This window comes from Pseudomonas sp. JE3303, assembly GCF_056312565.1.
The window spans coordinates 140,401-165,335 of record NZ_JBWGIF010000003.1 but is presented as its reverse complement, the minus strand read 5'-3'; the positions used below and the strand labels follow the sequence as shown (position 1 = coordinate 165,335).

The 24,935-nt window shown below is 60.0% G+C and carries 23 protein-coding genes and 2 pseudogenes; 16 read left to right on the top strand and 9 right to left on the bottom strand.

The window, feature by feature from the left end:
• Positions 1-85 precede the first annotated feature (85 nt).
• Both AC0ZZU_RS06255 and AC0ZZU_RS06250 read right to left on the bottom strand, forming a co-directional pair.
• Complete coding sequence (locus tag AC0ZZU_RS06255; RefSeq protein WP_476339649.1) at positions 86-424, bottom strand: AzlD domain-containing protein; 339 nt, start codon at positions 422-424, stop codon at positions 86-88.
• Positions 421-1,158: an AzlC family ABC transporter permease gene (locus AC0ZZU_RS06250; RefSeq protein ID WP_476339648.1), complete on the bottom strand. Its 738-nt coding sequence runs from the start codon at positions 1,156-1,158 to the stop codon at positions 421-423. The genes AC0ZZU_RS06255 and AC0ZZU_RS06250 overlap by 4 nt, the downstream gene beginning before the upstream one ends.
• Positions 1,159-1,327: 169 nt before the next feature.
• Here AC0ZZU_RS06250 and AC0ZZU_RS06245 point away from each other — a divergent pair, with 169 nt between their 5' ends.
• The gene (locus AC0ZZU_RS06245) at positions 1,328-2,161 is read left to right on the top strand and encodes a LysR family transcriptional regulator (RefSeq protein ID WP_476339647.1); all 834 of its coding nucleotides are present in this window, start codon (positions 1,328-1,330) and stop codon (positions 2,159-2,161) included.
• A 96-nt stretch (positions 2,162-2,257) separates the two neighbouring features.
• On the top strand, positions 2,258-3,067 hold the full coding sequence (locus AC0ZZU_RS06240; RefSeq protein ID WP_476339798.1) for a DUF1206 domain-containing protein: 810 nt from the start codon (positions 2,258-2,260) through the stop codon (positions 3,065-3,067).
• 67 nt (positions 3,068-3,134) lie between these two features.
• Here the strand turns inward: AC0ZZU_RS06240 and AC0ZZU_RS06235 are convergent, their stop codons facing one another.
• Entirely contained in the window at positions 3,135-4,142 is a 1,008-nt protein-coding gene (locus tag AC0ZZU_RS06235; RefSeq protein ID WP_476339646.1) for a zinc-binding alcohol dehydrogenase family protein, read from the bottom strand.
• A gap of 86 nt (positions 4,143-4,228) precedes the next feature.
• Complete coding sequence (locus AC0ZZU_RS06230; protein ID WP_476339645.1) at positions 4,229-5,110, bottom strand: LysR family transcriptional regulator; 882 nt, start codon at positions 5,108-5,110, stop codon at positions 4,229-4,231.
• Between the two features lie 116 nt (positions 5,111-5,226).
• On the opposite strand from AC0ZZU_RS06230, the gene AC0ZZU_RS06225 reads away from it, so the two are divergent.
• Positions 5,227-6,324 carry an oxidoreductase gene (locus AC0ZZU_RS06225; RefSeq protein ID WP_476339644.1) on the top strand — a complete coding sequence of 366 codons (1,098 nt, stop codon included), beginning with the start codon at positions 5,227-5,229 and terminating at the stop codon, positions 6,322-6,324.
• Positions 6,325-6,593: 269 nt separating this feature from the next.
• Positions 6,594-7,511, top strand: coding sequence for an aromatic amino acid DMT transporter YddG (gene yddG / locus AC0ZZU_RS06220; protein ID WP_476339643.1), 918 nt, complete (start codon positions 6,594-6,596; stop codon positions 7,509-7,511).
• Between the two features lie 70 nt (positions 7,512-7,581).
• On the opposite strand, the pseudogene AC0ZZU_RS06215 reads toward yddG, so the two are convergent.
• Together AC0ZZU_RS06215 and AC0ZZU_RS06210 are read right to left on the bottom strand one after the other, a co-directional pair.
• Positions 7,582-7,770, bottom strand: a pseudogene (locus AC0ZZU_RS06215) (DUF3077 domain-containing protein); the annotation flags it as partial.
• A 416-nt stretch (positions 7,771-8,186) separates the two neighbouring features.
• Positions 8,187-8,834, bottom strand: coding sequence for a TetR/AcrR family transcriptional regulator (locus AC0ZZU_RS06210; RefSeq protein WP_476339642.1), 648 nt, complete (start codon positions 8,832-8,834; stop codon positions 8,187-8,189).
• A gap of 125 nt (positions 8,835-8,959) precedes the next feature.
• Here AC0ZZU_RS06210 and AC0ZZU_RS06205 point away from each other — a divergent pair, with 125 nt between their 5' ends.
• The 7 genes from AC0ZZU_RS06205 to AC0ZZU_RS06175 all read left to right on the top strand — a co-directional run bounded on the left by AC0ZZU_RS06205 (position 8,960) and on the right by AC0ZZU_RS06175 (position 16,614).
• On the top strand, positions 8,960-10,996 hold the full coding sequence (locus AC0ZZU_RS06205) for an oxidoreductase (protein ID WP_476339641.1): 2,037 nt from the start codon (positions 8,960-8,962) through the stop codon (positions 10,994-10,996).
• Between the two features lie 125 nt (positions 10,997-11,121).
• On the top strand, positions 11,122-12,429 hold the full coding sequence (locus AC0ZZU_RS06200; RefSeq protein WP_476339640.1) for a M24 family metallopeptidase: 1,308 nt from the start codon (positions 11,122-11,124) through the stop codon (positions 12,427-12,429).
• A 13-nt stretch (positions 12,430-12,442) separates the two neighbouring features.
• Positions 12,443-13,252 (top strand): amino acid ABC transporter ATP-binding protein, encoded by an 810-nt coding sequence (locus tag AC0ZZU_RS06195; RefSeq protein WP_476339639.1) that lies wholly within the window; start codon positions 12,443-12,445, stop codon positions 13,250-13,252.
• On the top strand, positions 13,252-13,893 hold the full coding sequence (locus AC0ZZU_RS06190) for an amino acid ABC transporter permease (RefSeq protein ID WP_476339638.1): 642 nt from the start codon (positions 13,252-13,254) through the stop codon (positions 13,891-13,893). Before AC0ZZU_RS06195 ends, AC0ZZU_RS06190 begins: the two co-directional genes overlap by 1 nt.
• A complete protein-coding gene (locus tag AC0ZZU_RS06185; protein ID WP_476339637.1) occupies positions 13,890-14,549 on the top strand; it encodes an amino acid ABC transporter permease in 660 nt (219 codons plus the stop codon). The genes AC0ZZU_RS06190 and AC0ZZU_RS06185 overlap by 4 nt, the downstream gene beginning before the upstream one ends.
• Before the next feature lie 58 nt (positions 14,550-14,607).
• Positions 14,608-15,441: a substrate-binding periplasmic protein gene (locus AC0ZZU_RS06180; protein WP_476339636.1), complete on the top strand. Its 834-nt coding sequence runs from the start codon at positions 14,608-14,610 to the stop codon at positions 15,439-15,441.
• 165 nt (positions 15,442-15,606) lie between these two features.
• Positions 15,607-16,614 (top strand): Ldh family oxidoreductase, encoded by a 1,008-nt coding sequence (locus AC0ZZU_RS06175; RefSeq protein ID WP_476339635.1) that lies wholly within the window; start codon positions 15,607-15,609, stop codon positions 16,612-16,614.
• Between the two features lie 391 nt (positions 16,615-17,005).
• Here the strand turns inward: AC0ZZU_RS06175 and AC0ZZU_RS06170 are convergent, their stop codons facing one another.
• From AC0ZZU_RS06170 to AC0ZZU_RS06160, 3 genes are all read right to left on the bottom strand, one after another.
• A complete protein-coding gene (locus AC0ZZU_RS06170; protein ID WP_476339634.1) occupies positions 17,006-17,230 on the bottom strand; it encodes a DUF2251 domain-containing protein in 225 nt (74 codons plus the stop codon).
• A gap of 500 nt (positions 17,231-17,730) precedes the next feature.
• The gene (locus AC0ZZU_RS06165; protein ID WP_476339633.1) at positions 17,731-18,459 is read right to left on the bottom strand and encodes an SDR family oxidoreductase; all 729 of its coding nucleotides are present in this window, start codon (positions 18,457-18,459) and stop codon (positions 17,731-17,733) included.
• A gap of 147 nt (positions 18,460-18,606) precedes the next feature.
• Complete coding sequence (locus AC0ZZU_RS06160; protein ID WP_476339632.1) at positions 18,607-19,605, bottom strand: LacI family DNA-binding transcriptional regulator; 999 nt, start codon at positions 19,603-19,605, stop codon at positions 18,607-18,609.
• A 209-nt stretch (positions 19,606-19,814) separates the two neighbouring features.
• Between AC0ZZU_RS06160 and AC0ZZU_RS06155 the strand changes: the two are divergent.
• The 5 genes and pseudogenes from AC0ZZU_RS06155 to AC0ZZU_RS06135 all read left to right on the top strand — a co-directional run.
• A pseudogene (locus AC0ZZU_RS06155) lies at positions 19,815-20,740 on the top strand (substrate-binding domain-containing protein).
• A 73-nt stretch (positions 20,741-20,813) separates the two neighbouring features.
• Positions 20,814-21,932: a sugar ABC transporter ATP-binding protein gene (locus AC0ZZU_RS06150; protein WP_476339631.1), complete on the top strand. Its 1,119-nt coding sequence runs from the start codon at positions 20,814-20,816 to the stop codon at positions 21,930-21,932.
• Entirely contained in the window at positions 21,841-22,326 is a 486-nt protein-coding gene (locus AC0ZZU_RS06145) for an ATP-binding cassette domain-containing protein (RefSeq protein WP_476339797.1), read from the top strand. Before AC0ZZU_RS06150 ends, AC0ZZU_RS06145 begins: the two co-directional genes overlap by 92 nt.
• A gap of 109 nt (positions 22,327-22,435) precedes the next feature.
• Positions 22,436-23,296 (top strand): ABC transporter permease, encoded by an 861-nt coding sequence (locus AC0ZZU_RS06140; RefSeq protein WP_476339796.1) that lies wholly within the window; start codon positions 22,436-22,438, stop codon positions 23,294-23,296.
• A gap of 17 nt (positions 23,297-23,313) precedes the next feature.
• A partial coding sequence (locus AC0ZZU_RS06135) for an FGGY-family carbohydrate kinase (protein WP_476339630.1) occupies positions 23,314-24,935 on the top strand: 1,622 nt, incomplete at its 3' end.

Here is a 24,935-nt window from a genome sequence, read left to right as displayed (position 1 = left end):
CGACGCCAAGGAACATAACGGGTGGTGAAGGGCGTTGTGAAAGGCTTTGTAGTTCTAAGCTAATTATGCGAAATACAAATACATATTAGCCAATGAAATGCGCCAGGCTGATCTTGATAAGCCACAGTGACCCCATGCCAACCCCCAGTGTCAGCAGTGTGCTACGCGTGCGCCAGGCGACCAGGCCTGCAAGGATCGCGGCGGGAATCTGCGGGTTGGTCCAGTCGACGCCAGCATGTTTGTCCTGGATCATTACCGCTGGCACTACCAGCGCGGCCAGCACGCTCGCGGGCACATACGCCAAGGCACGGCTGAACAGCGGCGGGATCCGCAGAGAACCGTAGAACTCGATGAACGACAGGCGCAGCGTGAAAGTGCCCAGGCCGATCAGCAGGAAGGTGATCCATTGGGACGACTCGCTCATGAAGCCTCCTGCTTGATGTCACTACTGGGCTCGACGCGAGGGGCCGTTCGCAAGTGCTCGATGATCAGACCCGCGAGCACGCCACCCAATGAAGCGACCAGCAGGCCGAGGTTGTAGGGTAGGTCCACGGCCACTACCGCGAGCGTGCCACCCACCGTTGCAGCGCCGAGGGTCGGGGGATTGCGCAGGTTAGGGATGAGGAGGGCCAGGAACGAGAGCGGGATGGCAAAACCCAGCGACCAAGTCTCGGGAATGCCGGTGCCCAGGTAAACCCCAGCCAGCACCGACAGGTTCCAGCCGCACCACATCGTGATCGCCGTGCCCGCATAGTAGGGAAAGGCGAACCGGCCCAGTTCCCCGGACGCGAACCTCAGGCTGCACAGCGCGAACGACTGGTCTGACAGCAGGTAGGACATGGGCCACGTGCGGCGCCGGGGCATGGCGCTCAGGCTGGGCGCAAGCGCAGCGCTGTACATCAGGAAGCGCAGGTTGATGACCAGTGCCGTGACCACCATCGTCAAGGGCAAGGCACCGTTCTGCATCAGCTGCAGGACAACCATCTGCGCAGACCCTGAGTAGAACAGCAGGGTCATGCCCAGGGCGTCGAGGGGCGACATGCCCATCTCGATGGCGGTCACGCCGGTGATCAGCCCGAACGGAACAACGCCGGTGGTCAATGGGAGAACACTGTGCGCACCCTCCCTGAACGCCTGTTTCCCACTCTGAAAGTGCATGTGGATTCCTTGATCTCTCTGGCCAGCCATCAACCTGTGGCGTCTGCTCAAATTAAGACGCCCGACCATTGGCCACAACGCAGATTTCTGGAATATTAGGCCTATAATAACTAGGGCTCATCGCATGTATCTCGGCTCACCTACCCGGCACACCCTCCAGCTAAACGCCTTGCGTGCATTCGAAGCGTCGGCGCGCCTGGGCGGCTTCGCGCAGGCCGCACAGGAACTGCGAGTGACACCCGGCGCCGTCGCGGCGCTGGTCAAGACCCTGGAGGCGCAGTACGGCGCGGCGTTGTTCGAGCGCCACGCCCGGGGCGTCAGGCTGACCGCGCTGGGCCAGAGCGTGGAGGCGCAGTTCACCCAGGCGTTCGATGCGGTGGAGGAGGCCGCCCGGACCCTGCGGCGCCTGGCCGCCCCGCAGCGGGTGCATATCGTCACCTCGCCCGCGCTCGCGCAGCTGTGGATCGGGCCACGCCTGCCGCGGCTGACCGAGATGCTCGCGCCTGTCGAAATCTCGATAACGGCGGTCGACGAGCCGCCCAACCTCAAGCGCAGTCCGTTCGACCTGTGCCTGTTCTACGTGGACAAGCCGGGGCGCGGCCAGCGCTTGATTGCGGAAGAAGAAATACTGCCCGTGTGCACGCCTGCCCTGGCCGCCGGAATAGCGGCTCCCGAAGACCTGGTCGATGCCCGTTGCATCAAGGATGTGGTGTGGAAGGACTGGGACGTGTGGTCCGGCTCGGTGATGCCGAACCAGCCGATGGTGGCGCGTGGGCCTGGGTTCTCGTTGTACTCGATCGCGGTGCAGCAGGCGCTGCTGGGCGCTGGAGTGCTGATCGGGCGCAGGAGCCTGGTTCAGCCGTACCTGGACAGCGGGGCGCTGGTAGCGCCCGTGGGCCGGCCGGCGCCCTTAGGGATGTCGATCGTGGCGTGGCGGTTGCCAGGGGCTGGTGGAAACCCGTTGGTGGGTGCCGTGGAGGAGGCGATGCTGGGGTTGGCATGACGCTTGGCACCTTGGCCTTCGCCCCGGGCCTTGATCTCGTCGAACCCCTCTATTCTCGATAGGTCTATTGATCCAACTCCCCCTGGATTCGATTTCATGTCCCCGCACCAAAGCCTTGTCCTGTTCGCGCGATGCGGTTACGCCGCCCGAGGCGCGCTTTATCTCATCATCGGTATTTTCGCTCTACTTGCGGCACTCGACTCGAGCAAGCCCAAGGACAGTCACAAAAGCCTGGAAGCACTGTTGAGCCAGCCATTTGGTCATGTCCTGGTCGGATTGATGGTCGCGGGCCTGCTTGCCTTCGCTGCCTGGCGAGTGTTGCAGGCCCTGCGCGACGTGGATAACCACGGGACAACGTTGAAAGGGCTGATCATCCGCGCAGGCTTGTTGGCAGGAGGCATGGTCAACGGCGCGCTGGCCTTGTTTGCCTTGGGCCTGCTCATCAGCGGCATCAGAAGCTCGGGTGATTCGGGAAACGGGAAAACCCAGGACCTGTTGGCCCATCTGTTGTCCTGGGAACACTCGAACCTGCTGGTGTACGTCGTCGCCCTGGTACCCCTCGGAGTAGGCATCGTTCACATCATCAAGGGATGGAGAGCGACATTCGAGCGATACTTCGAAGCCGACGAGGAGGTCATGCGGTATGTTCGCCCGGTATCCCGGTTCGGCCTGATCGCCCGCGGTGTCGTCCTTATCGAGATAGCGCTGCTGCTGATGATCAGCGGCTCCATCTACAAAGCCATGGATCCGCCAGGCATGAAAGAAGCGCTTGATGCGCTGCAGAACCTGCCGGCGGGCGGATTGATTCTTTTGGTGATGGCCTTGGGGATGATCGCGTTTTCGATCTACAGCTTTTCGGAAGCGGCCTGGCGAAGGATCAACATGGATGTGCCTGGGGTTGATTAGGGTATAGGCATGGTCCGCCCGCCAATCCGGTGGACCTTGCCAGGCACAACTGTCTTCGCTATGTAATTCAGAAGCCTTCCAGGACAAGCTTGCCTTTGGCCTTGCCGCTTTCGATCAGCGCATGGGCACGCTTCAGATTGCTCGCGCTGATGGTGCCGAAGTGCTCGCCCAGGGTGGTCTTGATCACGCCCTCGTCGATCAGGTCGGAGATCCTCTCCAGCAGCTGGTGCTGCTTGATCATGTCATCGGTGTGGTAAAGCGACCGCGTGAACATCAGCTCCCAGTGCACCGACAGCGACTTGCGCTTGAGCGGCATGATGTCCAGATGGTCGGGATCATCGATCAGCGCGAGCTTGCCCTGCGGGCGCAGCACCTCGACGATCTGTGGCAGGTAAGTACCGGTGTGCGTCAGGCTGATGACGTAATCCACCGAATCGAATTTCAGCTGTTCCAGCTGGGACGAGAAGGGCGCCGTATGATCGATGACGTGGTGAGCACCCAACTCACTCACCCATGCCTGGGTTTCCGGCCGGGAGGCAGTGCCGATCACGGTAAGCCCAGTGAGCTTGCGGGCGAGCTGCACGAGGATCGAACCCACACCGCCACCTGCACCAATGACCAGCAGACGCTGCCCCTGCCCGCCGTTTTCCTGCACGCCGAGACGGTCGAACAGCAGTTCCCAGGCCGTGATGGACGTCAGCGGCAAGGCAGCGGCGCTGGCGTTGTCCAACGTGCCGGGCTTGTGACCGACGATACGCTCGTCAACCAGGTGAAACTCGCTGTAGCTGCCCGGCCGGTCGATGGCACCGGCATAAAACACTTCATCACCCGCCTTGAACAGGGACACGTCGCTGCCGACCTCACGCACGATGCCGACCGTGTCCCAACCCAATACCTGTGGCTGCTCGCTGGTGCTACGCGCCCGTACCTTGGTATCCACCGGGTTGACTGCGATGGCCCTCACTTCGACCAGCAAGTCCCTGGCGCCGGGTGTTGGCTTGGGCAGGTCGAGCTCGAACAGTGAACGCGTGTCCTCGATTGGCAAACCGGGGGTATCGAAAACGATGGCTTTCATGGAGGGAGTCCTTGAGCGGTTGGAGGTGGTAGCAGGGTATTCGTGCCGGCCTTCTTTGGAAAGGCGTTAGCAGTCGCTGCTGACGGTCATGGTGCCGCGGCCAGCACCTCTCCCAACCTTTCAAGGAACACCTTTACCCTGTGCGGCACTTGCTGCCTGGTCGGGAGTAGCGCGGTGATCGATAAATGCTCTGGAGCGGCGTCGCCCAGCGTGATTTCCTGCAGGCTTCCGTCCGCCAGGTCGGTGCGGACATCCCAGAACGAGAGCATCACAACACCAAGGCCCAACTTAGCTGCCGACCTGACTGCCTCCACACTGTTGGCACTGAATGCGGCATTGGCTTTCAAAGAGCAGCCTTCTCCATCCTTGATCAACGGCCAGTGCGGCATTGCGTGCAAACCGATGCAGTTGTGAGCCTTCAGATCTTCCAGGGTGCCAGGGATGCCCTTACGTTTGAGGTAGGAGGGGCTTGCACAGATGACGCGAGGATTCGGAGCCAAGTGACGGGCGATCAACGCAGAGTCGCGTAGAGCGGCGATTCGGATGGCTACGTCGATTCCAAGGCCGACAATGTCCACGATGCTGTCCGATAAGGTAAGGTCAATCTCCAAAGCGGGATTTTCCTCCAATAGGTCCGGAATCATGGGGAGGATCACCGTCTGGCCGAAGACCGTCGGGGCAGTCACTTTGAGCACGCCGCTAGCGGCCCCGGCGCCTGAGAGAATCGCTGCCCGTGCTGCTTCATCCGCATCAAGCATGGCCTGTGCGTAAGGAAGATAGACTTCGCCTTCAGTGGTGAGCGCTACAGCCCGAGTGGTTCTGTGAACGAGCCTGACACCGAGTTCTTCTTCCAGCGAAGCTAGCCGTCGGGAAATAGTCATTGGCAAAACGCCCAACCTTCGTGCAGCCCCCGATAGGCTGCTGCTTGCGGCGATGGCGACAAAGGCCTCGATTTCAGCGACTTGCATCTTGATATCTCATATCGTTAAAGCGCCTTATCGGATAGCGCGGCTTCTGCTACCCCTGGAATGTAGATACATTGCCTGCCACGCAAGCTTTTCATCCTAACCGAGGTGGATACGAGATGACGCTCAACAAGCAGGAGATTCTAACTCCTTTCGATATTGGCCAGGTTGGCCTGAAGAACAAATTCGCGGTAGCACCGATGACCCGCGTCAGTGCAAGCGAAGAAGGCCTCGCTTCGCAGCGCCAGGTGGATTATTACGAGCGGTTCGCGAAAGGCGGCTTTGGCCTCACCATCACCGAAGGCATTTATATCGACCAGAAGTTTTCCCAGGGCTACCTGTTCCAGCCGGGTATCACTGATCTGGAGCAAGCCCAGGCATGGCATGCAGTGACCAGCGCAGTCCATAAGCATGAAGGCAAGATCTTCGCCCAGCTGATGCATGCTGGTGCCCTCAGCCAAGGCAACCGTTTCTCGCAAGTCACTGCCGGCCCATCGGCAGTTCTCCCGAAGGGTCAGCAGATGGGCTTCTACTACGGTAACGGCCAGTACGCGGTTCCTGAAGCAATGTCTGAGGAAGATATCGCGGACGCCATTGATGGCTTCGCGAAGTCGGCTCGGCGAGCTATGGAAGTTTCCGGTTTCGATGGTATCGAGATCCACGGTGCCAACGGCTATTTGCTTGACCAGTTCCTGACGGATGTCTCTAACCAGCGGACTGACAAATGGGGCGGTGATGTACGAAACCGTGTCCGTCTGATCCTGGAGGTCTACAAGGCCGTGCGTAATGCCGTGGGCAACGCTCCCGTCGGGGTTCGTATTTCCCAAGGCAAGGTCAACGATTTCCTCCACAAGTGGGCAGAAGGCGAAGCCGCTGCAGAAGTCGTGTTCGGCTCGTTGGCGGACGCAGGCGTCGACTTCATTCACGTAACCGAATTCGAAGCCTGGAAGCCGGCATTTGCAGAAGGTGGGGACAGCTTCGTCAAGTTGGCGCGTCGATATGCTCCTCATCAGGCGATCATTACCAATGGAGGCCTGCATCAAGTGGAACACATCGAGGATGTTCTCCAGGCGGGTGCAGATATCATCGCATTGGGCAAAGGTGCCCTGGCGAACCCTGATTTCCCAAATCGCTTCGCAAGTGGTGAATCCTTGGTCGATTTCGATCCCTCGATTCTTGGCCCTGTTGCAGATATCAAAGACAGTGAGTTGGGCTGAGGTTTTGGTTGGCTGATAGGGTGGGAGGAACTATGACCAGATTATGGATGGCTAGTGTGCCACCGTCGGCGGTAAGCCCTGCAATGACGCTGTTGCTGGAGCTGAGTCTCATCTATCAAGCCCATTCAGCCCAAGCCCAGGGCTGAAGGCTGATCAGAAGTGAGGCATTTTGCCGCTCCAGGCAGGATGCGCCACAAGCTGTCCGTTCCAGACATGCGAAGCGAGTCTCGGCCCTGTATTATCCGCGCCCTTTTTTACGAGGGTTTGTGATGATTAGCGGTAAGCGCGGTGCCACGTTATGCGGGTTGGTGGCGATCGCAATGTGGAGCATGTCGATTGCCTTGATCAGGAGCATAACGACGACCTTCGGCCCGGCAGGTGGGGCCGCGTTGATCTACACGCTGGGCACACTGCTGTTGCTTGTCCTGCTCGGCAAACCTCGGTTGAGAACGTCATCCTGGCTCTACCTGGTGACCGGCGGGGCCTTGTTTGTCACCTACGACGTCTGTATGTCACTGGCTCTTGGCTACGCCCATTCTGACACCCAGGCCGTCGAGGTCAGCGTGGTCAATTATCTTTGGCCCTGCCTCACGGTCTTGCTCTCGATCTGGATGAATGGACAGCGTGCACGATGGATTGTCGTACCTGGCTCGGTTCTGGCCGTTTTCGGAATTCTCTGGGTAGTAGCGGGGGATGGACTGTCGCTTGAACGCCTGGTTGCCAGCGTCAGTTCCAACCCGCTCGCATTTGCTCTCGCTTTTGTCTGCGCCCTCAGCTTCTCCGTGTACTGCAACATCACCCGGCGTTATGCAGGAGCAGGAAACCAGATTGTTTTCTTCTTCATCCTCTCCACCTGCGCGCTTTGGACGAAGTACCTGCTGAGCGATGAGCAGTTGCCAGGTTTCACCCTCGTGGGCAGCCTGGAGCTAGCGATCGCTGCGTTGGCGGTGGCCGGCGGGTACGCACTTTGGAACATCGGGCTGATGCGCGGGAATCTTACGCTCCTGGCTACCGCCTCGTACTTTGCCCCGGTGTTGTCTTCGGCGTTCGCAACGGTTTGGTTGGGAGCCATGCTCAGCGCCCAATTCTGGCAGGGCGCGATGCTTGTCACCGTCGGGTCTTTGCTTTGCTGGCATGCGACGCGTGAGGTTTTGCCTTCTACTGGGCATGATTCGGAGCATGCGTAGGGCTTACGAGTCGCGACGCATAGTTCTTGAGGCGGAGGCGCTTTACCCTCCGCCTAGAGGGTCAATCCAGTCAGTTCATCATGCCCAATTCGGCATCATCTAACAGTGCCTTGGCCAAGGCACTCAAGTAGTGCGAGGCCCAGAGCAGCTCGGGCTTGTCGTCCATCAGCCCGGTGATGGTCATGTCTCGTACATAGCCCATCAGTTCTGACGCCTGCTCCCGGGCATGCCGGCAAGGAATGCCGGGTTCGATGCGAAACGATCGGCTCGGGCTCACAACTGGCCAGCGTGGGTTTTGGGTACGCCGCGGTCACAGGCGGGCGATCCTTATCTGCGTATTGAACGCTGTGAGCTGGAGCTCACCAATGTCATCAATGCCGCAGAGACTCCACGTCATAGCGCTTGTCCGTTATCAGCCCGATCGGGCTTAAACATTAATTGGTAAGACCGCCTGCCGATTTCTGCCCGTCGCGGGCGGCAAACGACCCAAGCTGAGCGGTGACGACAGACAGAAATCGGTTAAAAGAGGTCACTGCAAATGAGCGAATCGCCCTGGCGTCCGTCCAGGACTGCCTCATGCAGCCAATTCAGTCAGGTATCGGGAAGACCGAGACAGGTTCGAAAACAAGGTGGACCACGAGCATCTTCAAAGAAACTGACTTGTGAGCCGATGTTTTAGACGTTTAAGTCGGCACCGCTGAAACCGTTGCGCTGATAAAAGCGCTCCAGCTCACGGGCTTCCGGCTCCCTGCCGGTGAAAATCTTCAGGTACTCGGGGATGTAGCGCATGCGCTGGGCCAGGGGCTCCCGGGTTTTCATGCTGATGTAGCCGATTTGCGTGAGGTAGATCGAGCGGGCGCGGGTAATTGCAGCATCGTGTTCAAAGCCGAAACGGTCGAACATCTGCCGCAATGCCTCGACGCGCTGCGCGTCAGCCTGGCCGATTTCTTGCGCCACTTCCGGTGATTGCAGCGCCCAACTGCGCATGGCGAATTCGAACTGCGAGTCGAACAATTCGCTGTTCAGCCAGCAGTCGAAGACGTTGAGAATCGCCTCGGTGATGGACTCAGCGTAGGCCTGGGATTTGGTCACCAGGTTGAAAGTGTTCTTGTTTTTCCATTGCTCGATCAACGCTACGAGCAAGGCATCGCGGTCATCGAAAAACCAGTAGAAGCTGGTTCGCGACAAATTCAGTTTTTTCGCCAGCGGCATAACTCGCACGGCATCGACGCCTGATTCAGTCAGACTTTCATAAGCAGCGTTAAGCCAGCCTTCCAGTGAGCCTCGGCCTGCCGGTTCCGCCGTTGAGGTGGTTGCTTTCATGGGTGTTTCTTCCATGTTTAAAAGTGCTTTTCGTGGCCAACTGTACACCAGTGTCACGAGTATTGACACTGGTGTACACAGAAGCATATTGTCAGCGTGCCTGATGACCTGTTTGCGAGACCGATATGAAAAACGATCCGCTACTTCAGCCTTATCGCCTCAAGCATTTGACCCTGCGCAACCGCATCATAACCACCTCCCACGAACCGGCTTACCCGGAAGACGGGATGCCGAAAAAGCTCTACCGGGCCTACCACGTTGAACGTGCCAAAGCCGGTGTAGCCATGACCATGACCGCAGGCTCCGCCGCGATCTCCCGTGACAGCCCGCCCGTGTTCAACAACATTCTGGCCTACAAGGACGAAGTGGTCGGCTGGATGAAAGACCTGACCGACGAGTGCCACGAACATGGCGCGGCAGTGATGATCCAGCTCACTCACCTGGGCCGGCGTACCCGCTGGGACAAAGGCGACTGGCTACCGGTGGTGTCGCCCTCCCACAATCAAGAACCCGCACATCGCGCCTTCCCTAAGCAGCTCGAACACTGGGACATCGACCGCATCATTCGCGACTACGCCGATGCCGCCGAACGCATGAAAGCCGCCGGCCTGGACGGCATCGAGCTACAAGCCTACGGCCACTTGATGGACCAGTTCTGGTCGCCACTGACCAACGAACTGGAAGGGCCGTATGGCGGCTCGCTGCAGAACCGCCTGCGTTTTACCTTCGATGTGCTCACGGCGATTCGCAAACGCGTGGGCTCGGAATTTATCGTCGGCATTCGCTACACCGGGGACGAAGTCCTCGCCGGCGGCCTGAAAAAAGAGGAGGGCTTGCAGATCTCCCAACTGTTGAAAGACAGTGGCATGATCGACTTCCTTAATGTGATTCGCGGCAACATCGCCACCGACGCCGGGCTGACCGACATCATCCCGATCCAGGGCATGCGCAATGCCCCGCACCTGGACTTTGCCGGCGAAATCAAGGCGCTGACTGGCTTCCCGACCTTCCATGCAGCGAAAATTCCCGACGTGGCCACGGCGCGTCATGCCATTGCCTCGGGGTTGGTGGACATGGTCGGCATGACCCGCGCCCACATGACCGACCCGCACATCGTGCGCAAGATCATCGAAGGCCGTGAAGACGATATCCGCCCTTGCGTGGGCGCCAACTATTGCCTGGACCGCATTTACAACGCTGGCGCTGCCTACTGCATCCACAACGCCGCGACCGGGCGTGAAACCACCATGCCTCATGAAATACCCAAGGCTGCGCAGAAGCGCAAAGTGGTGATCGTCGGCGCCGGCCCTGGTGGCCTGGAAGCGGCACGGGTGGCAGGAGAGCGCGGCCACGAGGTGGTGGTGTATGAGCTGGCGGACAAACCCGGCGGACAGATTCGCCTGACCGCGCAGTCCGAGCGGCGTAAAGAAATGATCAGCATCATCGATTGGCGCATGGCGCAATGCGAGCGCCTTGGCGTGACGTTTCACTTCAACACCTGGGCCGACACCGCGATTGTTCTCGATGAAAATGCCGACGTGGTGATCGTGGCGACCGGGGGCATGCCACACACCGAAGTGCTGGAACACGGCAATCAGTTCCTGGTTTCAAGCTGGGATATTATTTCCGGCGACGTAAAGCCTGGGCGCAATGTGCTGGTTTACGACGATGCGGGCGACCACGCCGGCCTGCAAGCCAGCGAATTCATCGCCCGCAGTGGCTCCAAGACTGAAATCATGACACCCGACCGCTCGTTCGCGCCGGAAGTCATGGGCATGAACCTTGTTCCCTACATGCGCTCGTTGCAGCAACTGGACACCACCTTTACTGTCACCTACCGGCTTAAGGTTGTGGAGAAACAAGGCGACCAATTGCTGGCTACGATCGGCACCGATTACAGTGACCTGACTAAAACACGCCTGGTGGATCAGGTGGTGGTCAACCACGGCACCCGGCCGCTGGACGAGCTGTATTTCGAACTCAAACCCTTGGCCAGCAACGAAGGCGCCTTGGAGTACATGGACCTGATTGTCGGCAAGCCGCAAACCCTTGCGAGCAACCCCGAAGGGCGCTTCCAGTTGTTCCGCATTGGTGATGCCGTGGCGTCGCGCAATACCCATGCGGCCATCTACGATGCCCTGCGGCTGGTCAAGGACCTCTAGCTGCCGTGTGTCGCCCACAATAATAAAGACAGCCGTCACCTGATTTAGAAGCCTTTAGTTACTGCCCCGACAGTTGGTCTTATTGAATTTGATGAACATCAAACTCTTCCAGCGGAGGTTGTTGCATGCATACGGGTTCTGACTCCATTGAGCTGCTCACTGCGTTAACCGAACGCGACCTGCTTTTTCGCAGCGATGCCAAGGTCACTGAACATGCCCTGGCGCCGGTCGACACGGCGTTACTCGATGCGTATACCGCCATCGACCGCAAGGCCTTGCGTCATTACCGCCTGGAGCGCATTCGCGAGCAACTGCGCGCCCAGGATTACGCCGGCATTCTGTTGGCCGATCCGATCAATATTCGCTATGCCACCGACACCAATAACCTCGGTTTGTGGGTAATGCACTCGCCCAGCCGCTATGTGTTTGTGGCCACCGACGGCCCGGTGGTGCTGTTCGAGTTCACCAGCAGCCGGCACAACAGCGAGCACGTGGAAACCATCGATGAAATTCGCCCGGCGATTCCCTGGCTGTATTTTCTCGCCGGCCCCCGCGTGCAGGAAAAAGCCGAGCGCTGGGCCCAGGAAGTGGCGGACCTGATGGCCCGCCACGGTGGGGGCAATCGCCGCTTGGCGGTGGACCGTTGTGACCCTTGGGGCGCGCAGCGCCTGACCCATAGGGGCATTGAGTTATTCGATGCGCAGCCGTTGATGGAGCAGGCGCGCTTGATCAAATCGGCTGAAGAGGTCGCCAGTCACCGGGTGTCCATGGGCGTGTGCGACCTGGCCATTGCCAGGATGCGCACAAGCCTGGTGCCGGGGGTCACTGAAAACCAGCTGTGGAGCATCATGCACGGGACTAATGTCGCGCACGGCGGGGAATGGGCCGAAAGCCGCTTGCTCAGCTCCGGGCCGCGCACCAACCCGTGGTTCCAGGACGCCACCGACAAAGTCATCAAGGCAGGTGAGATGGTCTGTTTTGACACCGACATGGTCGGCCCCGGTGGTTACCTTTCGGACATCTCTCGCAGCTTCGTCTGCCCCGGCAAGGCGCCGACAACGGCCCAGCGCGACTTGCTGGAAATCGCCTCGCAGCAGATCAACCACAACGTCGAACTGCTGCGCCCGGGCCTGTCCTTTCGCGAGTTTGCCGAACACTGTTGGCCTGTGCCCAAGCGCTTTGAGCACAATCGCTACATGATGATGCTGCACGGCGTCGGCCTGGTGGACGAGTACCCCAGCGTCGCCTACGCCGTGGATTTCGCCGAGTGGGGTTACGACGGCCTGTTCGAGGAAAACATGGTGGTGTCGGTGGAAAGTTACATCGGTAAACAAGGCGGTGGGGAAGGGGTGAAGCTCGAAGAACAGGTGCTGATCAGCGCCAACGGGCCGATAAAACTTTCGCGCACGCCCTTAGTCGACGGCGATCGATAGCTGGAGCAAAACCATGAGCAGTATGACCGTGATCGAAACCGCGCCCTCCTTGGCGCCGCGCCCAGTGGCCAGCGCCGAGCCGTTCTTGCGCCTGGAGGGAATTCATAAACAGTTTGGCCCCTATCCCGTCCTGCACGACGTGTGTTTTGAAATGAGCAAGGGCGAGGTGGTGGCCATTATTGGGCCTAGTGGTTCGGGCAAGAGTACCTTGCTGCGCTGTATCAATCAGTTGGAGCCGCCGACCCAGGGCCGGGTCAGTATGGATGGCGTGCACATCGAAGCTGGCAAGACGTTGCCCCGTACAGAGATGCTCAAGCTGCGCCGACGCATTGGCATGGTGTTCCAGACGTTTAATCTTTTTCCGCACCTGACGGTACTGCGCAATGTCAGCCTGGCGCAAATCCGTACCTTGGGCCGCAGCGCCAAAGAGGCCGACGCCCGCTCCATGCAACTGCTCGAACGCGTGGGGTTAGCCGACAAGGCCCAGCATTATCCGGCGCGGTGCTCCGGTGGCCAGCAACAACGGATCGCCATCGCCCGAGCCCTGGCATTGGACCCTGAATTGATGCTGTTCGATGAGCCGACCTCGGCGCTGGACCCCGAACTGGGCCTGGAGGTGCTGGCGGTGATGAAAGAGCTCGCCTGCGAAGGAATGTCGATGATCGTCGTGACCCACGAAATGCACTTCGCCGAAACCGTGTCCGACCGCGTGGTGGTGATGGCCGAGGGGCGAATCATCGAGCAGGGGCCGAGCCAGCAAGTGATGCGCCAGCCCGAGCATGAACGGGTGATCCAGTTCCTCCAGGCCGTGAGGAATCGCTGATGCAAAACATCCTGATGATGCTGTTGAACGGTGTGCCGTGGACCATTGCTGTCACTGTGCTCGCCTTCTGCGTCGGCGTAGTGCTGGGGTTTCCGATCTGTGCCCTGCGCCTGTCCAGGGTCAAGCCCCTGCGTTTTCTGGCGGCCATGCTGGTGCTGACCCTGCGCTCCATTCCGCCGATTGTCTGGCTGTTTTTCATCTTCTTTGGCATCGGTGGCGGCTATATCAGCCTGTCGCCGTTTACCGCGGCAGTGGTGGGCCTGGGGCTGATTACGGCGGCGCACATGTCCGAGGTGTACCGCGGTGCTTTCGCGGCGATTCCCACCGGGCAATTCGAAGCCTCCTATGTGCTTAACCTCTCGGCATCGCAACGGTTTTTCGATGTGGTGTTACCGCAGTTGGTGCGCATCGCCATTCCCACCTCGGCCACCTACGCCATTGGCCTGCTCAAGGATTCGGCCGTGGCCTCGACCATTGGCGTCGGCGATATCAGCTTCCAGGCCTATCAAGTTTCACAACAAACCTTTCAGGGCCTCAGCGTCTACAGCGCGGCGGCGGTGGTTTACCTGGTGCTCAGCGTGCCGGTGGCCTTGTTCTCCCGTTGGCTCTCGGCCTCGTTGAAACAGAGGATTGCCCGATGAGCGAACTGCTGACGATGTGGGCCCAATGGCTGCCGGAGTTGTGGAAGGGTTTTGTGCTGTCGATGCAGGTCACGGCGGTGAGCCTGGGCCTGGGTATTGCACTGGGGCTGGTGCTGGCGCTCAGTGTCTCGGCCCCGAGCCGCTGGTTGCGTTACCCGTCTTTGGTCATCGTGGAGTTGGGGCGCGGTGCGCCGGCGTTGATCCTGCTGCAGTATTTTTATTTTGGCCTGCCCAGCGTCAACCTGACCTTGACCTCGTTCTGGGCTGCCGCGCTGGCCATGGCGTACTGCACGGCGGCCTACACCAGTGAAATCATTCGCGGTGGCATCGAGGCAGTGGCCCCAGGGCAAACCGAGGCCGCTGAGGTGATCGGCCTCAACCGGTTCGACGCCCTGCGCTTTGTGATCCTGCCTCAAGCCTTGCGTGTAGCGCTGCCGTCGCTGCTGGGGTTCTCGATCATGATGTTCCAGGCCTCGTCGCTGTGTTTCACCATCGCCCTGCCAGAAATTGTCAGCCGGGCGTCCTCCATTGGTTCCTCCACTTTTGAGTACATGCCGGTGCTGATCCTGGCCGGTTTGATGTATGCCGCTGTCTGTGCTCCGGCGACCCTGGGCGTGGCAGCGCTGGAAAAAAGACTGGCACCCAGCCAGCTATAACAACAAATGCCACTCACGCCGTTTTCGGCTGCTGCTCCCTTATTGCAAAGGTGACGTCATGACTCGCTCATTTAAACATTTTACCCGTTGGATGTTCTTGTGTTCGACCCTGGCCGGCGCGCCGTACGCCCTGGCCGAATGCACCCCGGCGAACCAGTTTGAAACCATTACGCCGGGTGTGCTGACCGTGGCGGCGTATGTCTTCCCGCCTTACTCGATACCGGGGCCGAACAACCAGTTGAGCGGCGTGGATGGCGAGATCATCAAGCGCATCGCCGAGCGCGAATGCCTGAAGGTCAAGACCATGGTGGTGGACACCGCAGCTGTGGTGCAGGCGGTGGTGGCAAAGCGCGCCGATGTCGGCATCGGCGACTGGTACCGCACGGCAGAGCGCAGCAAGGCGTTGGGGTTGTCGGCACCGTTGTACCTGGACGTGATGGGCATTATTTCGGATGAGGGTTACACGAAGATTTCCGAACTGGACGGCAAGCGCATCGGCACCGTCCAGGGCTACCTGTGGGTGGACGATTTGAAGAAGGCCTTTGGCGATAATCTGGTGCTCTACCCGAACCCGGTGGCCATGGCCCAGGACCTGGCGTCCAAGCGCATCCAGGTCGGCGCGGACAGCTTCGCGGTGGGGGTTTCTTCGCAGCAGAAGGGCGCGTACCCCGGCAAGAGCATCAAGGTGTCCGAGCCCGATCAACGGGTCAAGGCCACGCTTGAGCCTGGGCAGAGCGCCTTCCCCTACACCAAGTCCAATGCAGCCTTGGGCGAGGCGCTGGGCGAGAACATCCAGGCCTTGCATGCCTCGGGCGAAATCGCTGAAATCCTCGCCTCGTTTGGCCTGGCCCGCGAGGCTGCGCAAGTGGGTGAGCCGAGGATGATTCAGTAAAGATAATCAGCTGATCGACACCAATCTTGTAGGAGCGGCCTTAGCCGCGAATGAACGCACCACGAATTTTCAGGAAGTACGCGTTATCGTTTATTCGCGGCTAAAGCCGCTCCTGCAGGTTCTCAAGCTGCGGCACGCCTACAATGCGAGAACACTGAAGCCACCATGGACGACGACAAACCCGACAAGCGCCTGTCTCTGACCGCTGCCACCACCTTCGCACAACAGCTCTGCCTAGCCCACGGCACCAGTTACGCCGTGGCCTCGGCGCTTGCCAGCGCCACGGTATCAGCCCAGGCCCATGGCCAACACGAAGTCGGTTTCGGCCATTTGCCTGACTACCTCAGCGGCTTTGCCACCGGCCGAATCGCTTTGGCTACCGAGCCCATCGTGACCCAGGTCGCGCCGGCCATGATCCGCTGCGATGCAGCCCAAGGCATCGCGCAACTGGGGTTCGATCGCGCGTTCCCAGTGCTGTGCAGCAATGCGCATCAATTGGGTATCGCCCTGTTTGCACAGTTCAACGCTTTCACCTGTGGCGAGTTGGGCTATTACACCCGTCGCCTGGCCCGCGAGGGGCTGGTCGCGTTAGCGTTCACCAATGGCTCACCGCTGCTCACCGTGGCGGGCCAGAGCCGGCCGCTGTACTCCACCAACCCCATCGCATTTGCCGCCGCCAGTGCTGCGGGTCGTTTACTGGCGATTGACCAAGCCAGCAGTGCCACGGCCTATGTAAACCTGCTTCGGGCCGCTGAAGCGGGGGAGGTGATACCGGCAGGCTGGGCGGTTGATGCACAAGGCAATGAAACGCGCAGCGCGCGAGAGGCACTGCGCGGGACGTTGCTGGCATTCGGGGGCGGTCGTGGCGCCAACATCGCGTTGATGGTCGAAGTACTCGCGGCGGGTTTGACGGGGGCCAATTGGTCGTTGGATGCAGCAGATTTCCGTGCCGGCAGTGAATCCCCAGGGGCTGGCATGCTGGTGATTGGCATTGCTCCCAGGTTGCTGGACGAGTGCTTTGCCTCACGGCTGGGCGAGCAGATGACGCGGCTTGAAGCCTTGGGCGTTTACCTGCCGGGCAAGGCCAAAGAGCAAGCCTATGCCCGTGCGGTCCGCGAGGGCATCAGTCTGCCGTTCTCGGCGTACGACGCGTTTAAGGCGCAGGTGGAATAGTCAAAATCTTCGCCACTGCCGGCCGCGTCAGAAAACGCTCAAGCGCAGCCGGCACGCTGGGCCGTGCTTGTTTTGCGGCTCTAACCAGCTGGCTGTTGACTCGAATGGGCATCGCCGAGCGCTGTTTAGATGATGGGCTGAGTCGGGTGAGCGCTCAAGCCGCGAGCAATTTACGCGTCATGGTGTCGCTTGGCTTAACCAAGCAATATCAGGTTTAACATAATATACATTATGCGCAGGTTCGTATTACACCACCAAAGACCGAGGTAGCCAGATTCTAAGATACGTCCCCTACGATTTCACCCCAAACCCCGAAGTCACGCCGACGCTCCACGCATCGCTACGCAAACAACCCCAACGCCCCATCATTCCAGTCATGCCCACATTCCAACTAACCACTACCTATGGACCTAGGTAAACCCGACCGGCAGAAACCTTCCTTCACCTCAAGGTCAAAAACCGCGCCGGGATAATCGTTGATCTGCAGCACGACCTTGCTGTGATCCACCGCCAGCCGATTCCTCAACGTGCAGGGTTTCTCGCGGTTCGAGACATGTGCAACGGCGTAGATCTGCATGGCATCCTTGATCGGGTTGCCGCCGCTGGTAGTGTCCATTGCCTAGAAGTATCCACTGCGTTCGTCATTCTCAAGCACGGCGACAAAGGACCCATCTTGTGCAGGCGTCTCGATTACGGTGGAATGGCCAACCTTGAGTTCAGCACTGACTGTCAGGTAAATGGGCATCGGGAAAGCCCTGTTGCAAGGGATACAAGGCTTTAAGCTTCATGATGCTTGGGTGGGAAAGACATACTGCAAAAGGTGCCAAACCCGGGCTCTACACGGCTCAAACCCCTGTAAATACGGGCAAATCCCCGACTATTCGATGACAGGACAGAGCCGGTTTATGGCCCGGAACACGCTCGGATCGCGGGCAAGATCGGTATGCCGAACGTAGCCTCTACAACTATCCAAGTTGCCACGCACCTATCCCTCTTGACCCAGCCTATTCAGCAGTTTCAATGTTTACTCAACCAAATGGTTATTTAGTAGAGTTATTGTTTCACCCTCCAATACGCGCCCTACGACGAGCGCGTAATGAAGACCACTATTTATACCTACATATCAAACGCCGAAGGAAGGATGACCATATCCCGAATGGTCACATTCCGCGGTCGGGTCAGGATATACATCACCGCGTCCGCCACTTCAGTCGGTTCGATCAAGCTGCCACTCTCCTTCGCCTTCCTCAGGTTCTCCTCGGGCCAGTCGGCGAGCAGCGCACTGATCACGGGCCCTGGCGATACCGCGCAAACGCGGATGCCCTTGGTATTCACCTGACGGCGCACAGTCTGCACGAAGCAGTTGATCGCCCACTTGGAGGCTGAATACACCGGTTCCCAGTGAACGGGATAGTGACCCGCTACCGAACTGGTTACGACGATATCGCCCACGCCCTGGGCGATCATGTGCGGCAGCACGTCGTGCACGTTCTTGATGACGGCATTGATATTGAGATTGAGCATGCGGTCGATGCCGGCTGTATCGGCGTCGACAACATCCCCACCGATATAGCTACCGGCATTGGCACAGAGGATATCCAACCGCCCTGCTCTTTCCAGTACGCCCGAGACCAAAGTGGCGCAGCTGGCCGGCTCGAGGAGGTCGATGACCAAGGGCATGGCATCCTTACCCAGGCGATCACAGGCCCGGGCGAGCGCGACCTCGTCGCGGTCGATCAATACGACGCGGGCACCCTCTGCCAGCATCGCTTCAGCTGTCGCGAGGCCTATGCCCGAGGCGGCCCCCGTAATCGCCGCGACCTTACCTTCAAGTTTCTTTGACATGCGCGCTCCTAAAGACCATGTGGCCCTTATGCTTGTTTTGGGAGGTATGTTGACGTTTACATTCCTGCAAGTAAACGTCATCGCCGAGGAATGTAGAAGCTGAGCATTCAAAATGTCAACGTCTACATTCCACAAGCGCTGCCAAGGTTAGCGCTGGAGCTCGCCTTCCAGCATCTGGTCGACCGTGGTGGAGTCGGGGTTGTCGATCTTCTGCAACAGCATATTGATCGCCGTTAGCCCAAGCTCAGTACAGCTGTGACGTACACAAGCAATGGGGTCGCCATAAATCTCGGCGTAGTGGACTTGGTCGATACTGAACAACGCGATATCCGCCCGGCTCATCCCCTGCTGGCGGATGGCTTCGAGCGACCCCAGGGTTATCAGCATGTTGAGCCCGAAGATGACATCAGGGCGCTTGCCGCTAGCCAGGTACTCACTCACGGCAGCCCGTGCCGGTGCTTGTGTGTAATCCCCGTGCAGCACTTCCAGTGATGTCGTCTCATCACACTGCTCGAGCGCCCGACGAATACCTGCGATTCGCGACAGCGTGATGTTCGACCGCTGCGGCCCGCCTACGACCAGAAAGTGCCGATGTCCTTGCTCAAGCAACGCCTGCGCGCCCCGAAAACCGCTCTGCTCGTTGTCCAGGTACACGCCTGGGAATGGCGCACTGGGCAGCTTGCGGTCGATCTGTACAACGGGGATGCCGGCCATCTCCAGCTTGGGCAGATAGCTCGGCTGGTAGTCGTCGTCATCGGAGATGACCGACAGGATGATGCCTGCAACCTGGTAACTGAGCAGTGTGTCGACCGCCCGCGCTTCCAGCTCGGGCGAACCGTCGGTGTCGAACAGCATGAGCGAGTAGTCGCGCTTTTTCGCTTCCCGCGTGATCGCCTTGATGGTCTCGCCGTAGAACGGGTTGTCCAGACTGGCCGTGACCAGGCCAAAGAGGCGGCTCTGCTGCCCCTTGAGGTTACGCGCAAGTGCGTTGGGCACGTAGTTGAGCTCGCGGGCCACCGCGAGAATCTGCGCCAATGTGTCTTTCTTGACCTTTTCCGGCTGGTTGAGCGCCCGCGAAACCGTGACGGTCGTCATGTTCACGCGCTTGGCGATGTCGGTGATCGTGGCTTTACCGGGTCTTGTCATGAGAAGGCCTGCGTTGACGGGTTTGGCTTATTGTAATGCGAATATCCGTATGCTAGCTTGAATTCGATGTACACGTTGACATTTGCGCCACGCCTTGGTTGAACACGGGTTGCACAACCCTCCTCCAACGCGAGTGGCCTTTTTTTTAGACACAAAATGTTAACGTCTACATGCGTTGTGCCCAATAACAATAATCAAAGGTACGTTCGATGAATGCGTTCAAGAAATCCAAGCTTGCCTCCTATCTCGCCACTGCCTTCTGCGGGGTTGTGCTGGCTGTTCCAGCAGCCCATGCCGATCGGTTGAAGATCGGCATGTCGTTCCAGGAGCTCAACAATCCTTACCTCGTCACGATGAAGCAGTCCCTGGAGGCGGCGGTGGCCGGGCTGGGCGCCGAGCTGATCGTCACCGATGCGCGCCACGACGTGGCCAAGCAGATCAGTGACGTGGAGGATCTGGTGCAGCGTGGCGTCGACATTCTGCTGCTCAATCCGACCGACTCGGTCGGGGTGCAGTCCGCGGTACTGACCGCGCATGACGCGGGGGTCGTTGTCGTCGCGATCGATGCCCAGGCACAAGGCCCGATTGACGCATTCGTCGGCTCGAAAAACCACGATGCCGGCTACCAGGCGTGCAAGTACCTGGCGCAACAGGTGGGTGGCAAGGGCGAGATCGCGATACTCGACGGTATCCCGGTGGTGCCGATCCTGGAGCGCATCCGCGGGTGCGAAGCGGCGATCGATGAATTCGAGGGACTGAACATCGTTGCGCGGCAAACGGCAAGCAGCAGCGGGATACGGCGCTGGGCGTCACCGAGAACATGCTGCAGGGCAACCCCAACCTGGTAGGCATCTTCAGCGTCAACGATACCGGCTCCCTGGGCGCGTTGACGGCGATCGAAGCCAGTGGCCTGGATGTCAAGCTGGTCAGTGTCGACGGTACGCCGGAGGCCATCAAGGCCATACAGCGCGCCGACTCCAAGTTCATTGCCACCTCGGCCCAGTTCCCCCGCGATCTGGTGCTGCTCGGGCTGGGCATTGGCCTGGCCAAGCATTGGGGAGCCAACGTGCCGCCGGCCATTCCGGTCGACGTTGCGCTGATCGACAGGGCAAAGGCGGCGAGCTTCAGCTGGTAGGCGCCTGCACCGTTCCCACGGGACGTTTGCGGATCCGTGGGACGCCCCTCCTCGATCACACAGGTCTCAACTCATGTCCAGCCTTCTCACGCTTGATCACATTTCAAAGAGCTTTCCCGGGGTGCAGGCGCTGACCGATATCAGCCTGCAACTGCAGGAGGGTGAGATCCATGCGCTGCTCGGTGAAAACGGCGCTGGCAAATCCACCTTGATGAAGATCCTGTCGGGCATTCACGCCCCCGACACCGGCTCGATCGAAATCAATGGGCAGCCGATGCGCTTCCACAATTACCACGACGCCATCAGTGCTGGCATTGGCATCATCTTTCAAGAATTCAGCCTTGTTCCCTCGCTGTCAGCCGCTGAAAACATCTTCCTCGGCCGGGAGCGCCGCAACCGCTTCGGCTGGCTGGACAAGCGCTTCATGCAGGATGAAGCGCAGGCGCTCTTCCAGCGACTGGGTGTGCGGATCGACCTGACCGTGCCCGTCGAAGCACTCAGCGTTGCGCAACAGCAATTCGTGGAGATCGCCAAGGCGCTGGCCCTGGACACACGGATCCTGATCCTCGACGAGCCCACGGCAACCCTGACGCCTGCCGAAGCTGAGCAGCTGTTCCTGGTCATGCGCGAACTGAAAGCCCAAGGCGTCGGCATGATCTTCATCTCCCACCACATGGACGAGATCTACGAAATCTGTGACCGCATCACCATTTTGCGCGATGGCTGCAAAGTGGCGACCTGCGAGGTGGAAAACACCGGTGTCGATGCGCTGGTACAGATGATGGTCGGCCGCACCGTCGAGCAGAGCTACCCGCCCAAGACTGCCCACGCCGACGGCCAGGAGGTAGTGATGGAGGTGCGTGCCATCCAGCTTCACCCAGGCGCCCCGGTCAACCGCTTCGACTTGCACAAGGGTGAAATCCTCGGCTTTGCGGGCCTGGTGGGCTCTGGAAGGACCGAACTGGTCATGGGACTGCTGGGTGCGCATGCGTTCCATCACAAGGATGTCCGGGTTGGCGGTCGGCCCGCGTCCCTCAAGTCTCCAGCCGATGCGCTGGCCTGGTATCGGACTGCTACCGGAAAGCCGCAAGACCGAGGGCCTGATACTGCCCTTCTCGATTCGCGAAAACATCACCCTCAACAATCTCCTCAAGCATTGCGGCAGGAGCTTCATCATCGATCGCCGCGATGAGGGCCGGTTGGTCGACGAGCTGATGCGCAAGGTGCAGGTCAAGGCACCGGATCACGACTGCCAGGTGAACAACCTCAGCGGCGGCGGCCAGCAAAAAGTAGTGATCGCGCGCTGGCTCAACCACACCTGCAAGGTGCTGGTCTTCGATGAGCCCACCCGCGGAATCGACGTCGGTGCCAAGGCGGAAATCTACCGGTTGATGCGTGCGCTCACGGGGCTCGGGGTCTCGATCATCGTGGTGTCTTCGGACCTGCCCGAAGTCGTCGGGCTCAGCGACAGGGTGGCGGTGTTCCGGCACGGCGAGATCGTCACGACCCTCTCGGGCGCGGCGGTGAATTCCAACGAAATAATGCTGTATGCGACCGGAGCATCCCATGATGAACAATGTCACTGACACCGCTGTTCAAGGCCAGGCGCCCTCTCCGCTGGCCGTGCGCCTGGGCAAATGGCGCAAGTCGCCGGTCTTCTATCCGCTGGTGGGATTCATCGTGATCTTCGTGGCGATGTCCCTGGCGAACGACAATTTCCTTACCACCAGCAACCTCAGCAACGTCCTGCGCCAGGTATCGATCATCGCCATCATCGCGGTGGGAATGACCTGCGCGATCCTTACCGGCGGTATCGACTTGTCCGTAGGTCCGGTCATGGCGCTGTCAGGTACCTTGAGCGCCGGCTTGATGGTAGCCGGCTTTCCGCTTGAGCTGGCAGTTCTCGCAGGCCTTGCCGTGGGCGCGCTGTTCGGTGCCGGGAACGGCATCTTCGTCGCGTATGCCAGGATGCCGCCGATCATCGTGACACTGGCGACAATGGGCATCGCCCGGGGCTTGGCACTGGTCTACACCGGTGGCTACCCGATATCCGGATTGCCGGATGGGTTTGCCTTCCTGGGCCGTGGCGAACTGCTTGGCGTACAGGTGCCGATCCTGGTCATGGCCGTGATGTACACGCTGGCCTACGTCCTGCTGAACAAGACGCCCATCGGCCGATACATCTATGCCATCGGCGGCAATGAAGAGGCAGCCCGCCTGAGTGGCGTGCGCGTTTCACGCTACAAGCTGCTGGTGTACACCCTCAGCGGCCTGACCGCCGCGGTAGCCGGGATTGTCCTGAGCTCGCGGCTGATGAGCGGGCAGCCGAACGCCGGCGCGGGTTTCGAGCTGGATGCCATCGCTGCCGTGGTACTGGGCGGTACCGCGATTGCAGGCGGCCGTGGCGCCATTCTCGGCACCCTCATCGGCGCCATGATGCTGGGTGTGCTCAACAACGGGCTCAACCTGATGGGCATCTCCCCTTACATCCAGAACATCATCAAGGGCGCGATCATCCTGCTGGCTATCTATATCAGCCGCAGCCGCGACCGTTAAATTGAAAGGAGCAAGACATGAGCCACGTGATCGGGGTGGATATCGGTACTCAAAGTACCAAGGCATTGCTGATGTCGACCAAGGGCGAGATCCTGGCGCAGGCTTCAGTGAGCTACCAGGTCGAGCAGCCGCGCCCGCTCTGGGCGCAGCAGTGGCCGGACGTCTGGCTGGACGCAGTCTATGAAACGGTGGCGGCAGTGGTTGCGCGAAGCCCTGTCCCGGCCGCTGAAATCAAGGCGATCTGCGTCAGCAGCTTGTACGGGGGCTCGGGAATCCCGGTCGACGCCGAGATCAAGCCGCTGCATCCCTGTCTTATCTGGATGGACCGGCGCGCCACCGCGGAGGTGCAGTGGGTGCGCCAGCATCTGGATGTCACGGAACTCAAGCGTATCAGCGGCAACGGCGTGGACAGTTATTACGGCTACACCAAGATGCTCTGGATCAAACGCAATCAGCCGCAGATCTGGGCCCGGACGCGGTATCTGCTGCCGCCTAACAGCTATGTGCACTATCACCTCACCGGCGAGCTGGCCGTGGACCACAGCTCGGCAGGCAATATCGGCGGCATCTACGACATCGAGGCCCGCACTTGGTCTCTCCCGATGCTCGAGGCGCTCGGTATCGACCCCGCCCTGATGCCCGAGCGCCTGGTGGAGTCCCGCGAGATTGTCGGCGGGCTGCTGCCAGGCGCGGCGCGGCGACTTGGGTTGAGTCCCGGGACGCCCGTGGTGGCCGGCGGTGTGGATGCCGCAATGGCGACCCTGGCTGCAGGGGTACTGGAGCCAGGCAACCATGTCGCGATGCTGGGGACCAGTATGTGCTGGGGCTTCATCAACCAGCGCACGGATGCCGATCTGGGCCTGATCAGCATGCCGTACGTGCATGACGCTAAGCAGGATATCTACATTTTCGGTGGCGCTATTGCAGCGGGGGCCTCGGTCAGCTGGTTCCGGGAGCAGTTCTGCGCACAGGAGAAACAGGCGGCGGCGCAGTTGCCAGGCATGGAAGTGCACCAGTTGATGGAGCTTGACGCCGCCAAGACCCCTGCGGGCGCGGAAGGACTGGTGTTCTTGCCTTACCTGATGGGTGAGCGAAGCCCGGTATGGGATGCGAAGGCGTCCGGTGCCTACGTCGGTCTGTCGCTATTCCACACCCGGGCGCACATGTACCGCGCCGTGCTGGAAGGCCTGGGATTTGCCTTGCGCCACAACATGGAGCGCGGACAACTGGGAGCGTTGAGGCTGGACCCCGAACTCATCGTCGTGGGCGGCGCCACGGCGTCGGACCTGTGGATGCAGATCATCGCCGATATCACCGGGTATCCCGTGCTGACCATCGAGCAGGCGGTGGAGGCTCCGCTGGGTGGTGCCATGCTGGCAGCACTGGCGATAGGCGAGATAGAAAGCCTGGCGCACGTTCGGAACTGGCGCACGCTGCGCACGCGTGCCCTGCCCGATGCCCAGAACAAGCACATGTACGACCTGATGTTCGAGCAATACTGCGGTATTTACCAAACCTTGAGACCGAGCATGCATGCCTTGGCCGAACTGAGTGGAAAACAGCCGGAAGCGGGGGGGGGGGGGGGGGGGGGGGGGGCCCCGCGCGGGTGCGGGGGGTGGGGGTGGTGGGGTGGGCGCGG